Raw genomic sequence first — 14,086 nt, 5'->3', positions numbered from 1 at the left:
CGCTTAACTAGGATTCGTTATTTGCCAATGTTGCCGCATTTGTCCGCTGTTTATTGCGCAGCTCACCCCAGAAATAGAAACCGACATAGGCGAAACACAATAAAGAGACAAAGAAAGCGTGCTGCATTGAACCCAAATGGTCAGAAACAAAGCCCTGTAACGCAGGAACTACCGCAGCACCAACAATTGACATAACAATAATGGCTCCTGCAACTTCGGTATATTTGTTGTCTACTGTATCCAAAGTACCCGCATAGATAGTGGCCCAGCACGGTCCAAATAACACACTAACAAACACTGCTGCATAAACAGCCGTAAAGTTAGGTACACAGACCACATATAACAGGGTTAACACCCCCAAGATGGAATAGGCAATTAATACTTTCTCGGCTTTAAAACGGGTCATCAGGAAATTGGCGACAAACTTACCGATGAAGAAACAAATAAAGCTGTAGATCATAAAATTTGAGGCATCTCGTTCATTAGATGCACCAAGATTCAACGCCAGACGGATGGTAAAAGACCATACAGCAACTTGCATACCAACATAGAGGAATTGAGCCACAATCCCTTTTTTGAAACGGCTGTTCCCTGCCAGATATTTCAGCGTCTCTTTTAATGAAGGTTGAGCAACTTTTTTATTACTGTCACCCTGAGGTTTACAATGGGGATAACGAGTAACAATAAACAACAACATTACCAGTAATAAAACAAAAATCAGGTATTTATATGGCTCTAATGTATGTTCTAACATACTAAGACGAAATTCATGGATCTGTTCCGGTGTCATCGATGCCATTTGAGTTTGTAAACTATCACCCTCTTGGAATACCAGATACTTCCCTAAAACAATTCCCATCAATGCGCCAATAGGATAAAACGTCTGGCTGATATTAAGGCGTAGAGTGGCATAATCTTTATGACCAATCATTGAGCTGTAGGTATTCGCCGCAGTTTCAAGGAAACTTAGTCCAATGGCAATGGCAAAAATAGCCGCCAGAAACATAGTGTAAGTTGCCATGTGGGACGCTGGATAAAACAACGTACAGCCAACAATATAAAGTGTTAACCCAATCAAGATGGCCACTTTATAACTACTTCTTTTAATAACTAATGATGCGGGGATTGCAATCAGGAAATAGCCACCGTAGAACGCACTTTGAACCAATGCACTCGCAAAATCACTAAGTGCAAAAACACTTTTGAATTGGGTAATTAAAATATCATTCAGGCTGGCTGCGCATCCCCAAAGCGGGAATAAGCATGAGAGTAAAATAAATTGGAACAGAGGTGTTTTATTTAAATAGCCATCTGGCAATTGAACGGTATTCAGGCGCATTTTATTTTCCTTGGTGTAGGGTATTTAAAAAATCAATAAATTGCGACGCGTCAGGGTAAGAACGTTGTGTTCCTTTGCCAGTGACACTGTATGCTGCAAAAGCAGAAGCGATTTCCATCGCTTTTAATACATTTCCGTGTTGAACATATTCATGAGCAAAACACCCAATGAATGCATCGCCAGCACCGCTAGTATCGATGGCGTGGACACTCACTGGGGGCACATGATGAATTTCTTCACCGTGCATCCATAATGAACCTCGGTGACCCAAGGTAATGATTAGATTATGCAAACCTTTATCAAGTAAGCTGCGCCCTGCCCGATAAATATTATCAAGGCTGTCTACGGGCATTCCGGTCAAAATAGCGAGTTCAGTTTCATTCGGCATAAAGAATTCACACTGACAGGCATAGCCAATATCGAGAGCTTTAGACGCAGGTGCAGGATTAAGAATGACTTTGATATGGTGCTGACGAGCAAAATCAATGGCGGCGTAGACAGTTTCCAGCGGTATTTCGAGTTGCAGTATGATTAATTGGCAGGCTTTTAAGGCATCGGCAGCAGCATCTATATCTGCTGGTAACAAGTGATTATTCGCCCCTTTGATAATTAGAATGCGATTTTGTGACGATTTATCGACAAAAATTGGCGCTACACCACTGGAGGTTCCTGCAACTGTTTGCACATATTGAGTATCTACCCCAGCTTTTTGCAGATTTTGTATCGTATTTTCAGCAAAAAGATCATCACCCACACGAGTGACCATCATAACGTTAGCACCTAATCTGGCTGCTGCTACCGCCTGATTAGCCCCTTTCCCACCACACCCAATTTCAAAATCCGGGGCCTCTAATGTTTCCCCAACTTGCGGCATTTCATCAATGTAGGTGATTAAATCAACCATGTTCGAACCAATGACTGCGATATCCATTGTCCCTTCCTTTATACTTTTTTTATCGTTTAATGTTAATGCAATAACATTATCAGGCGATAAATGTTATGTATGTGACAATGATCGCAGCATTGAAAGGGAGTTAATTCCACTAGGCCTTAACCAGGCAGTCATAAATGTTATTATTATAACAACTGGTAAGCAGCGATAATGTGAATGGAGGATATCGACGGGAAAAGGAATGTTGATGGGACAACAGCAATAAAAATCCCGGCCAAGACAGCACCGGGATGATTCTGCAGAAAGTGAGGAAACTTATTTAATCGCCATATTATTTAATCGCCATAGCATCACGCATGGTAAAGAACAGGTCCGTTTGATCTGTTAAACCCACAACATTTGCCGCATGTGGCCCGTAAGCGGCTATACGCAGCTGTGTACCAGTATGGCCTTGAGAATCATCTTCAGAATTACCGTAACTGATAGCCATTACCGCACCATCTTTTGTCGTTAATGCCTGAGTCAGGCCGGGTGCTTTCGCATCGGCTTCGATAATTTGGCTGGAATGTGCATGGTCTGCCGTTACGATAACTAAAGTGTTGCCATCTGCACGGGCGAATTCCAATGCTTTTTGTACTGCTTCGTCTAGATCAACTGTTTCGCCAAATTGGCCACACGGGTTAGCGGCGTGATCTTGCTTATCAATGGATGCTCCCTCGACTTGCAAGAAGAAACCATTTTTATTGGTTTTGAGCAAATCAATGGCTTTTTCCGTCATGACCGCCAGTGTTGGAATATCTTTAGTACGTTCAGCATTGTTTTCACAAACGACAGGCGGTTTATCAACATTGCCGTGGTAAGAGGCTTTTGGCCCCTGCCAACGCACAGGCATATTACCTGAGCTAAATAGCCCTAATAGCGGTTTTTGTTGGTCTGCTTGGTTGATTGCGTTCAAGTCATTAAGATTTTCAACAATCACATAACCGCGTGCTACAGCTTGATCACGCAAGGATTTATCTTTCCATTCACCGGCTTTAGCGAGTTGGCTGAATGATTTTGAGCCACCGCCTAAGGTGACATCAGCGCGTCCTTCAATCATTTGCTCAGTAATAGAACCTCGGCCGCCGTTTTCCAGCGCATTAGTACCGCATTTTTCACTGGTTTCTTCTGGACCGTAGCATTTACGCCCTGTGACATGCGCAAACTGTGCCGCTGGTGTGGCATCTTGTAATTCAGCCGTTGACACATTTCCAGTCGCTTTACCTGCTTTTTTAGCTAGCTCTAAAATAGTGACGTGATCTTTACCAAAAACATCAACACCCAGCGCGCCATTATAGGTTTTGACACCGGAAGACCAAGCCGTCGCTGAAGCAGCCGAGTCAGTGACATAATCGGGTTTCTGTGTTTTTTTATCTAATGAATAGTGAATGTATTGTCCAGTGAGTGGTAGAGCATCAATGCCTTTGAAGAATCCGCCCGCCCCCATCGCATAATTACGTGCTGAGGTAATTTCTGAATCACCCATACCGTCGCCAATCAGTAAAATGACATTTTTTACCGTCTTATTGGATAACGAGTCGCGAAGTGCCTGAGTTTGATCACTCGTCAAACGGCGAGCTCCGCCAAATTGCGTGACATCGCCGTGAGCACTGCGATCATATAAACCTGTGGCGGCAGCAACCGCATTAGGCACGAATATTGAACTGCTTAAGATCAAGGCGGATAAGGCTATGCCGGACAAAGTGGATACGCGATTCTGCATGAGTAGAATTCCTTGTTGTAAAACAGTAATACAATTTGTATTTATTGGTTACAACGGATACTAGAACAGGCGAATGACGCTTTTATGACAATCGCAATGAATTATTAACCCTTATCTTTCAAGATTATTCTCAGCCCTTTCGCTGCCAAACGACAAAGTAGCGTTAAATTAGCCCCCCATTGGCACGCAAAACTTGCCCATTGATCCAACGGCCATCCTTGCCAACCAAAAATGCCACTGCTGCGGCGATATCTTCTGGGGTTCCTAATCTTTCTAATGGTGCCATTTTAGCCATTTTTTCAATCAGTTCTGGCGATTTACCATCCAAGAATAGATCCGTAGCTGTTGGCCCAGGAGCTACCGCATTGACCGTAATATTTCGGCCTCGTAACTCTTTAGCCAGAATGGCCGTCATCGTTTCAACCGCCGCTTTAGTGGCGGCATAAACCGCATATTTTTCCAGTTTCAAACCCACCACACTGGTTGAGAAATTAACAATGTGCCCTCCCTCTCTGAGCCGTTTCGCGGCTTCACGCATCCCGTTAAAACTTCCTTTTAAATTAATCGCAATGAGGTGATCAAAGTGTTCATCATCACTATCAGCAATTGTACTGAGAGACATAATTCCGGCATTATTGACTAAGACATCAACCCCACCAAAAGCCGTTTCTGCTTTAGCAAATAGTTGCGCCACCGCGGCAGAGTCACTGATATCCCCTTTTGCTGCCAGTGCATATCCTCCCGCTTGTTGAATTTTGCGCACCAATGCCTCGGCTTCATCGTCAGCTCGTGAATAATTTATAAGCACAGCAAAGCCATCTTGTGCTAAACGCTCTGCGATTGCAGCGCCAATCCCACGAGAGGCCCCCGTGATAATGGCGACGGGCTGAGTTGTATTCGTCATAATCTTCCCCTAAAAGTGAGTTTAATTGTTCATCCACGTTCGTTGGCAGTGCGCCTGAAAGAGAGTTATTGCCAATGACATGAGTCAACAAAGAATGCCACTTTTGTCTATTCGGATAATCCACTATTATTCGATAACACTATCCGAATAAAGCGAACAATAAAGTGGACAGAATAGAGGCAATACGCGTGTTTATCAGAATAGTAGAGCAGCGCAGTTTTACCCAAACAGCCCAAGATTTAAATTTGCCACGATCTACAGTGACAGACGCAGTAAAACAACTTGAAAAACGCTTAAATGTCCGCCTATTGCAACGAACAACCCGACATGTCAGCCCAACACTGGATGGGGAAGCTTACTATCAGCGCTGCCTGCGAATTATTGCTGATATTGAAGATGCTGAAATGGCCTTTGCCAATGCGAAGCCTCGAGGTTTGCTGAGAATAGATGTACAAGGGACTCTGGCGCGCCATTTTGTTCTGCCACAATTACCTGATTTTATTGCTCGATATCCGGATATTGAATTATTTATCAGTGAAGGTGACCGACTGGTTGATTTAATTCGCGAAGGTATTGACGGGGTGTTACGTGTCGGCAACTTACAAGACAGCGATATGGTTGCCCGCCGAGTGGCCCTATTGCCGCAAGTCACCTGTGCTGCACCACGTTATTTGCAACAGCATGGCACACCCAATACGCTGAATGAACTTGCCGGGCATCAGATGGTTGGTTTTCGCTCCAGCGCAACAGGCAGTTTGATGCCGTTAGAGTTTGTAACTGGCGCTATAATGCTGCCTGTCGCCGAAAAAGATCATTCGCTTCAGCTCTCGATAACTCACGCAACACCTGAAGTTCATCAAGTAAAGTTACCGACAGTGCTATCAGTCAGTGGCGCAGAAAGTTTCGTGGCTGCTGCCCGGCTAGGGCTTGGGATTATCCAAGTACCGCGCTATCACCTTGAGCCAGACTTAATGGCTGGTACGTTGGTTGAGATATTGCCAGAATATGCTCCACCTCCCATGCCAGTCTCTTTTCTATATCCTCATAGCCGCCAACTTTCACCACGAGTACGTATTTTCAGTGACTGGTTAAAGCAATTGTTTCTTGTGACCGAGATATGAATGCCTCGATCTGTCATATACAAATTGATTGTGGTTTAAATCATGGCAGCCGAACGGATTAACCTGACTGCCGTGATGTATTATTGTACTTTCTCGACTGACTGATAAATATCAATATCAAAATAGCCATCAGTCATGCCGTCATTGAGGTAAACCTCATAACACGCACCTTCAACTGACCGATACCCACTTTGGGGCAGATGCTGGTTATATAATTCACCCCATGCTTTAGCGTAATCATCATCTATTACTCGAGTGTGATACACGGCATATAAACCACCGGGGATCACTTGTAATTGTAGTTGACCACTGAGTTGTGCGGGCAAGACATAATCATCAGCGACGGACAATGAGACATCAGCTCGCAATTGAGCCGGAGGGTTGGTATCTGGGTTATCCCAGTAAAGTGCTAGCCAATCTTTACCTGGAATTTGGTGCTGCGTATAAAGTGATGAAAGTTGCTCAAAGCCCCGGGGAATAGTCTCATGATACGGGCCTACGACCCGGATGCTGACGATCTGCTGCGGTTGTTTTTCAACTATCTTGAATGTCATATCGCGACCTCGACTTAATGGTTTCAATAAAAATTAAGTGACTATAGATACGATGTTACAGATACTGTTCATTTATACAGTATAGCGTGATTTTATGACATTTGATTAATTTTCGACCTTGATTTGTGAACGGCTTCGCAAAAAATCATCAGCCTGTTCAAGTTGAAGATGGCTGAAAACCATGATTCCGTGGCGGCGTAATAATGCAGTGGTTACCCCCGGACCAGTGCGTTGCGTTCCACTAAAATGGCCATCATAAATGCGACTACTGCCACACGATGGACTACCTTCAGTCAACACGGCCAAGAGACAGTGGTGTTTTTGTGCAACGTCTAATGCTTGATAAGCGCCTTGTAGAAACTCCCGGCTGACATCATTGCCCCACTGTTCAATCACCCGCGCCTGGCCTTGCAACACAGCTTCACCATTGCCCTGTTGAATTTCAGCCGGGGGACGTGGTACAGGCATTCCTGCTGCTAATTCAGGACAAGCCAACACTAGCCGCCCTTCATCCTGCCAACGCTGGATAATTTCATCATGGACAGACAAAGCTCTGCCATTATAACGGACGGGTTTCCCCATGAGACAGGCACTAATCAGGATACGCGCAGGTTTGGATTCCACGTGATTATCAACCTTACTATTATGAGTGTTATAAACTAAACATGACGATTAAGATCGATAATAACGAATTAATGGTTACCCGTCATAAATCCAGCTTGATGATTAGCACAAAACAGATATTTCCGGGGAAATAAATGAGCCAGCCACTTATTTTGAGTACCCAATATTCGCTAAAACTTGCGGTAACAATTGTGCTAGACGGCGAGCCCACGCTTTCTGACCATCGTGCTCAGTAATAAGATCTTGGCGAATTTCAATCCCCACATAGGGCAATTGCCGCTGTTCGGCGTGGAATGGCAACGTAAAATCGGTGGCATCCGTCATCGCATAAGGTTCATTAATACCGACATGCAATGAACTATCTTGTTGTAACAATGCAACTAATTGCAAAGCAAAATCTGGATTGCGGTTAAATAAAGTGCCAATTTGCCAAGGGCGGTCACTGTTTTTAAATGATGGTGTAAAACTGTGCATGGAGATAATAACACTGGGCTGACCGCTATCACGGCGTCTATCAAGTGTCTGTGTAATCAAATCATGATATGGCTGGAAGACTTCAATTCGACGGGCTTGTGCTTCTTCTACGGTAACACCTATATTGCGTACAATTCGTGTATGTTCCGAGATTTCGGGGATAGAACTGGCAATACCCGGTGTGCGGTTACAATCAATAACTAAACGCGAATAACGTTGGTGAATTAATGTCGCATCAAGATACTTACTGAGTAACTGCGCAGTCGCTAATGATCCAATATCCCAACCAATATGACGGTCAATCTCTCCTGCGGGTAAACCCAAATCGCCTAGCTGAGTTGGGATACGTTGCCCTGCATGGTCAGCTAGCAGAATAAAAGGTGAGCAACTCTCGGGGTTTTCAATGACGGCAGCCTGAGGATCGCCATCGCGTAATAAAGGATACGAAATCGTATTCGACATGAATTGAGCACCTGATTAGGAGTGGGTTTCACAAACAATACTGTCTATGAAGTCTGTTTAACAAACTCTCATCCTAGCGGCTAATACCCGCTTCGCCCACCTCAACCTTATAACTAAACGCTCTGCGTTATGCGATTGATGCCGCAATAAGAACAGTTTTTTGCTTTCATACCGGGATTGTGATCTATCGATGCTATCTTTCATGCAATAATTACCGCTAAAATTTTCATCAACCTCTCTTTTCATCAACCAATGGCAGCAAGGTAGCGGAAACTTATGGAAACGTTTTTGATTGATAGGATGGCAACCCCGCAAGGTGAACTGTTGCTAATTGCAGATGAGGAGCACCGGCTACGCGCTATTGATTGGACCGATCATTACGACCGTCTGATGAAATTACTGCACAATCATTACGGCAAAAATAGCTTTACGTTGGTTGAAAAACGTAATCCCGGTGGGTTAAGTGAAAGTATGCAACGCTATTTTGCCGGTGAACTTAGTATTATTGACACGTTGCCAGTGAAGACTGCCGGCACTGATTTTCAGCGTCAGGTCTGGGAGCAACTGCGAAAAATCCCTTGCGGTCAGACGATTACCTATGGCGAGTTAGCAAAACGTATTCATCGTCCAACTGCTTCGCGAGCGGTTGGGATGGCGAATGGCTTAAACCCAATTTCTATTGTTGTCCCCTGTCACAGGGTGATTGGCCAGCAAGGCGCATTGACGGGTTATGCTGGTGGTGTAGAGCGAAAACGGTGGCTATTAATGCACGAGGGTTATCTTTTAGCACGCTAACTATTCTTACTCTTATCAGAAGCAAGAAAAGATGTTAAAATTGACGCATATCAATATTAATGGGAATACCCTATGATCCCGGAAAAACGCGTAATCCGACGTATCCAGTCTGGTGGTTGTGCAATTCACTGTCAGGATTGCAGTATTAGCCAGCTCTGTATTCCGTTTACCTTAAATGAAAATGAGCTGGACCAGCTCGACAATATCATTGAAAGGAAAAAACCTATTCAGAAAGGACAGGCGCTGTTTAAAGCAGGTGATGAACTTAAATCCCTGTATGCCATCCGTTCCGGGACCATTAAAAGTTATACCATTACCGAAGAAGGTGATGAGCAGATTACCGGTTTTCATTTGGCTGGCGACTTAGTCGGCTTTGATGCTATCAGTAATTTACAACACCCAAGTTTTGCGCAAGCCTTGGAAACATCCATGGTGTGCGAAATCCCGTTTGACACACTGGATGACTTATCTGGCAAAATGCCAAATCTGCGCCAGCAGATGATGCGATTAATGAGTGGCGAGATAAAAGGTGATCAAGACATGATCTTACTGCTTTCTAAAAAGAATGCAGAAGAGCGTCTGGCTGCCTTTATTTATAATCTTTCCCGCCGCTTTGCACAGCGTGGTTTCTCCCCACGCGAGTTTCGTCTAACTATGACGCGCGGCGATATCGGCAATTATTTAGGTCTAACAGTAGAAACCATTAGCCGCCTATTGGGCCGTTTCCAGAAAAGCGATATTCTGAGTGTGAAAGGCAAGTATATCACTATCGAGAATACCGAAGCGCTGGCACAGCTAGCGGGTAATCCAAGACCCAGTCTTTAAACCGAATATCAGACCAGTAAATACTTCAGAGGATAACTCTTATTTATTGGTCTGATTAGCGCTCTCCCTGTCCTCTTTGACTTTCATGGTTTACTCTTTAACTAACATACTGTTAATTCACGGTTGTAAGGAGACTCTATGGCAAAGTATCAGAATATTCTGGTGGCTATTGACCCCAATCAGGATGATCAGCCTGCATTAAGACGTGCAGTTTATCTTGTGCAGCGCAATGGCGGCACAATTAAAGCATTTTTAGCTATTTATGACTTGTCCTATGACATGACCACCCTGCTATCTCCTGATGAGCGTACGGCTATGCGCAAAGGGGTTATCAGCCAGCGTTCAGCATGGATAGGCGAACAGTGTCGGTTTTACCTTGATGCTGGCGTCCCTATAGAAATAAAAGTGGTGTGGCACAACAAACCCTACGAAGCTATTATTCAGGAAGTGCTGAAGTTCAAGCACGATTTGCTGTTGAAAATGGCACATCAACACGATCGTCTAGAATCTATTATTTTCACACCAACTGATTGGCATCTATTACGTAAATGTCCGTGCCCGGTTTGGATGGTTAAAGACCAACCTTGGCCGGAGGGCGGGACAGCATTGGTCGCAGTCAACCTCTCTAGCGAAGACCCATTACATGACCCACTTAATTTACGCCTAGTGAAAGAAACCCAAGAGTTGGCCGAACATGTTAACCAAACTCAAGTTCACTTGATTAGCGCCTATCCAGTAACTCCGATTAATATCGCCATTGAATTGCCTGATTTTGACCCGAGCGTTTATAACGATGCTATTCGTGGTCAGCATTTGGTGGCCATGAAAGCATTACGTCAGCAGTTTGGTATTGATGAAAAATTCACCCATGTGGAGAAAGGGTTACCTGAAGAGGTTATTCCCGATCTGGCTGAGCACTTACGTGCGGGAGTGGTGGTTCTGGGGACATTGGGCCGCACTGGATTATCTGCCGCCTTTATTGGTAACACGACAGAACATGTGATCGACCATCTAAAATGTGATTTGTTGGCGATTAAGCCGGAAGGATTCACATGCCCAATTGAAAGTGATGAAGATCAAGAGGATGTAGAGTAACCGCCCTTTCACTTGATGTTCATGTTTACTCCAAAAAAGAAGGGCCACATCAGTGGCCCTTTTCAGTTATCGCGTTAACGATTACAACGCGCGTAAAATAGCTTCAACGCTATCTTTCGCATCGCCAAACAACATCTGAGTATTGTCTTTGAAGAATAACGGATTCTGCACGCCAGCATAGCCGGTGTTCATTGAGCGTTTAAAAGCGATAACGCTTTGCGCTTTCCACACTTCCAACACTGGCATCCCTGCAATCGGGCTACGCGGATCTTCAAGCGCGGCTGGGTTGACAGTATCGTTGGCACCAATCACCAACACGACATCAGTACTTGGGAAATCATCATTGATTTCGTCCATTTCCAGCACCACGTCGTAGGGTACTTTTGCTTCAGCCAATAACACGTTCATATGACCAGGCAAGCGCCCCGCTACCGGGTGAATACCAAAGCGAACTTTGACCCCACGAGCTTGTAATTTTGCAGTGATTTCCGCCACCGGATACTGTGCTTGCGCTACCGCCATACCATAGCCAGGGGTGATAATAACTGAACTTGAGTTTTTCAACAGCTCGGCCACTTCCTCCGCAGTAGTTTCGCGGTATTCACCCATCTCTTCAGCATCACCGGTAGAAGAACCGTCAGTACCAAAGCCGCCAGCGATAACGCTGATAAATGAGCGGTTCATCGCTTTACACATGATGTACGACAGAATGGCACCGGAAGAACCGACTAATGCCCCGGTGACGATCAACAGGTCGTTGCTCAACATAAAACCAGCGGCGGCTGCAGCCCAACCAGAGTATGAGTTCAGCATCGAAACCACAACCGGCATGTCTGCACCGCCAATAGACGCCACCAGATGCCAGCCGAAGCCCAGCGCAATTAACGTCATCAATAACAGTGCGACCACTTGAAGGGCCACGCTGTCGGTTTTGACGAACAGAATCATCAGCAGGAATGAAACAATCAGCGCGACCAAATTCAACTTATGGCGTTGTGGCAACATCAGCGGCTTGGATGAAATAATTCCGCGTAATTTACCGAAGGCAACAATAGAGCCAGTAAATGTTACCGCACCGATAAAGATACCGAGGAACACCTCTGTCAGGTGGATATTCACCATCACGGCATCCATGACTTCAGAGCCATGATCCAGATAGCTGTTAAAGCCAACCAGAACTGCCGCCAAGCCCACGAAGCTGTGCAGAATCGCCACCAATTCTGGCATTTCAGTCATTTCGACTTTCTTCGCCAGATAAATACCAATTGCCCCACCAATCACCATGGCAATGATAATCCAGGCAACGTTACCTGAGTCAGGCCCCAGGATGGTCGCAATAAGTGCGATGGCCATACCGGTGATACCGAAAGTATTACCTTGTTTGGATGTTTCGTGGCGCGACAGCCCAGCCAAACTGAAAATAAATAAAATCGCAGCAACTATGTACGCAGCTGTAACGAGACCACTAGACATCAGTTACCCCTTCATTTTTGTATGACATTGTTTTTATCAACATTTTTATATAAACCTAGTTTTATATAAGCTTAATTTTTACGGAACATTTTCAGCATGCGCTGGGTGACGGTAAAGCCACCAAAAATGTTGATACTGGCGATCAGCACGGCAATAAAGGATAAGAAGCTCACCCAGCCGCCATGACCAATCTGCAACAATGCACCAACCACAATAATACCTGAAATGGCGTTAGTTACTGACATCAAAGGGGTATGCAGTGCATGACTGACATTCCACACGACGTAGTATCCAACCACACACGCCAATGCAAAAACCGTAAAGTGGGATAAAAACTCTTTCGGAGCAACATTCGCTAACCAACCAAACAACACAATCGCCAGTGCCATAATGATATATTTCGGCCACGGCGATGATGGTTTAGCCTCTTCTTTCACCAGTGGTGCAGCTTTAGCCGCTTGAGGTTGTGCTGATACTTGAATAGGTGGTGCAGGCCAAGTAATTTCACCGGTTTTCACTACGGTAACGCCACGAATCACGGTATCTTCGAAATCAATATCAATCTCGCCATTTTTCTCTTTGCAGAGTAATTTCAGCAAGTTAACCAGGTTCGTACCATAAAGCTGGGAGGATTGAGTTGGTAAACGGCTTGGTAAGTCAGTGTAGCCGATGATTTTCACGCCATTCTCTGTGACTGTGACTTTATCAGCAACGGTGAGTTCACAGTTCCCTCCGGTTTGCGCGGCTAAATCGACAATCACGCTACCTGATTTCATTGATGCCACCATCTCTTTGGTGATCAAACGTGGCGCAGGTTTGCCAGGAATCAATGCCGTTGTGACGATAATATCGACTTCAGCCGCTTGCGCTGCAAACAGTTCCATCTCGGCTTTGATGAAAGCTTCAGACATCACTTTTGCGTAGCCATCACCGCTGCCTGCTTCCTCTTCAAAATCGAGTTCAAGGAATTCAGCGCCCATACTTTGGACTTGTTCTTTTACTTCCGGACGGGTGTCAAAAGCACGAACAATCGCCCCTAGACTCCCCGCGGCACCGATGGCAGCCAGCCCGGCGACACCAGCCCCGATGATCACCACTTTTGCCGGTGGCACTTTACCTGCGGCAGTAATTTGCCCGGTGAAGAAACGGCCAAATTCATGTGCGGCTTCAACAATGGCGCGATAACCTGCAATGTTAGCCATTGAGCTAAGTGCATCCATGGATTGCGCACGCGAGATACGTGGTACAGAATCCATTGCTAATACAGTGACTTGACGCTCTGCCAGCTTTTGCAGTAATTCAGGGTTCTGAGCCGGCCAGATAAAGCTGACTAAAGTGCTCCCCGCACGCATCAGAGCAATTTCATCCTCAAGGGGGGAATTCACTTTGAGAATAAGATCGGATTGCCACACATCGGTGGTATCCGTAATGGTGGCACCCGCTTCCTGGTACGCCGCATCGTCAAAACTGGCTAAATGGCCAGCTCCGCTTTCAATCGCCACGGTGAAACCTAATTTCAGCAATTGTTCCACCGTTTTCGGCGTTGCTGCAACACGGGCTTCATTGGCCAACCGCTCTCTTGGTACACCAATACGCATAATGTTCCCTTTTTACCTGTCTTTGATGATGAGTATTGTCATCCTGCCTATATACCCTACAATTTCAATTATTCTAGGGTGAGTCTCGGTTCTACCGAGCCACGGGCAAAACCTGCTTCGCTATAGCTCCCTATAACCTACTGAAAATGTGACCGATGATCCATATCT

Annotated in this window: 13 protein-coding genes; 4 read left to right on the top strand and 9 right to left on the bottom strand. The window is 45.2% G+C overall.

Annotation, left to right across the window (positions count from 1 at the left end; translation table 11 throughout):
* Window positions 1-7: 7 nt before the first annotated feature.
* The 4 genes from fucP to HUZ92_RS07835 form a co-directional block, all read right to left on the bottom strand.
* The gene (gene fucP / locus HUZ92_RS07850) at window positions 8-1,339 is read right to left on the bottom strand and encodes an L-fucose:H+ symporter permease (protein WP_050097659.1); all 1,332 of its coding nucleotides are present in this window, start codon (window positions 1,337-1,339) and stop codon (window positions 8-10) included.
* A gap of 1 nt (window position 1,340) precedes the next feature.
* Entirely contained in the window at window positions 1,341-2,270 is a 930-nt protein-coding gene (gene rbsK, locus HUZ92_RS07845) for a ribokinase (protein ID WP_050097658.1), read from the bottom strand.
* Between the two features lie 292 nt (window positions 2,271-2,562).
* Window positions 2,563-3,993: an alkaline phosphatase gene (phoA, locus tag HUZ92_RS07840; RefSeq protein WP_145579953.1), complete on the bottom strand. Its 1,431-nt coding sequence runs from the start codon at window positions 3,991-3,993 to the stop codon at window positions 2,563-2,565.
* A gap of 163 nt (window positions 3,994-4,156) precedes the next feature.
* Window positions 4,157-4,897 (bottom strand): SDR family oxidoreductase, encoded by a 741-nt coding sequence (locus HUZ92_RS07835; RefSeq protein WP_050097656.1) that lies wholly within the window; start codon window positions 4,895-4,897, stop codon window positions 4,157-4,159.
* Between the two features lie 164 nt (window positions 4,898-5,061).
* On the opposite strand from HUZ92_RS07835, the gene HUZ92_RS07830 reads away from it, so the two are divergent.
* A complete protein-coding gene (locus HUZ92_RS07830) occupies window positions 5,062-6,018 on the top strand; it encodes a LysR family transcriptional regulator (RefSeq protein ID WP_145579952.1) in 957 nt (318 codons plus the stop codon).
* Window positions 6,019-6,098: 80 nt separating this feature from the next.
* On the opposite strand, the gene sbmC is transcribed toward HUZ92_RS07830, so the two are convergent.
* The 3 genes from sbmC to HUZ92_RS07815 all read right to left on the bottom strand — a co-directional run bounded on the left by sbmC (window position 6,099) and on the right by HUZ92_RS07815 (window position 8,132).
* A complete protein-coding gene (gene sbmC, locus HUZ92_RS07825) occupies window positions 6,099-6,572 on the bottom strand; it encodes a DNA gyrase inhibitor SbmC (RefSeq protein ID WP_050097654.1) in 474 nt (157 codons plus the stop codon).
* A gap of 105 nt (window positions 6,573-6,677) precedes the next feature.
* Window positions 6,678-7,196 carry a 2-thiouracil desulfurase family protein gene (locus tag HUZ92_RS07820; RefSeq protein WP_050097653.1) on the bottom strand — a complete coding sequence of 173 codons (519 nt, stop codon included), beginning with the start codon at window positions 7,194-7,196 and terminating at the stop codon, window positions 6,678-6,680.
* A 147-nt stretch (window positions 7,197-7,343) separates the two neighbouring features.
* Window positions 7,344-8,132, bottom strand: coding sequence for an N-formylglutamate amidohydrolase (locus HUZ92_RS07815; protein ID WP_145579951.1), 789 nt, complete (start codon window positions 8,130-8,132; stop codon window positions 7,344-7,346).
* Between the two features lie 276 nt (window positions 8,133-8,408).
* Here HUZ92_RS07815 and ogt point away from each other — a divergent pair, with 276 nt between their 5' ends.
* The 3 genes from ogt to uspE all read left to right on the top strand — a co-directional run bounded on the left by ogt (window position 8,409) and on the right by uspE (window position 10,847).
* Window positions 8,409-8,927, top strand: coding sequence for a methylated-DNA--[protein]-cysteine S-methyltransferase (ogt, locus tag HUZ92_RS07810; RefSeq protein ID WP_050139552.1), 519 nt, complete (start codon window positions 8,409-8,411; stop codon window positions 8,925-8,927).
* 72 nt (window positions 8,928-8,999) lie between these two features.
* The gene (locus HUZ92_RS07805; RefSeq protein ID WP_050097651.1) at window positions 9,000-9,752 is read left to right on the top strand and encodes an FNR family transcription factor; all 753 of its coding nucleotides are present in this window, start codon (window positions 9,000-9,002) and stop codon (window positions 9,750-9,752) included.
* 138 nt (window positions 9,753-9,890) lie between these two features.
* The gene (uspE, locus tag HUZ92_RS07800; RefSeq protein WP_050097650.1) at window positions 9,891-10,847 is read left to right on the top strand and encodes a universal stress protein UspE; all 957 of its coding nucleotides are present in this window, start codon (window positions 9,891-9,893) and stop codon (window positions 10,845-10,847) included.
* An 81-nt stretch (window positions 10,848-10,928) separates the two neighbouring features.
* Here uspE and pntB read toward each other — a convergent pair whose 3' ends face one another.
* Window positions 10,929-12,320 carry a Re/Si-specific NAD(P)(+) transhydrogenase subunit beta gene (pntB, locus tag HUZ92_RS07795; RefSeq protein WP_050139554.1) on the bottom strand — a complete coding sequence of 464 codons (1,392 nt, stop codon included), beginning with the start codon at window positions 12,318-12,320 and terminating at the stop codon, window positions 10,929-10,931.
* Window positions 12,321-12,391: 71 nt separating this feature from the next.
* The gene (pntA, locus tag HUZ92_RS07790; protein WP_050097648.1) at window positions 12,392-13,918 is read right to left on the bottom strand and encodes a Re/Si-specific NAD(P)(+) transhydrogenase subunit alpha; all 1,527 of its coding nucleotides are present in this window, start codon (window positions 13,916-13,918) and stop codon (window positions 12,392-12,394) included.
* Window positions 13,919-14,086 lie beyond the last annotated feature (168 nt).

This window comes from Yersinia vastinensis (assembly GCF_902726565.1).
Classification (GTDB): domain Bacteria; phylum Pseudomonadota; class Gammaproteobacteria; order Enterobacterales; family Enterobacteriaceae; genus Yersinia; species Yersinia vastinensis.
This window is presented reverse-complemented; position numbering and strand designations above follow the sequence as displayed.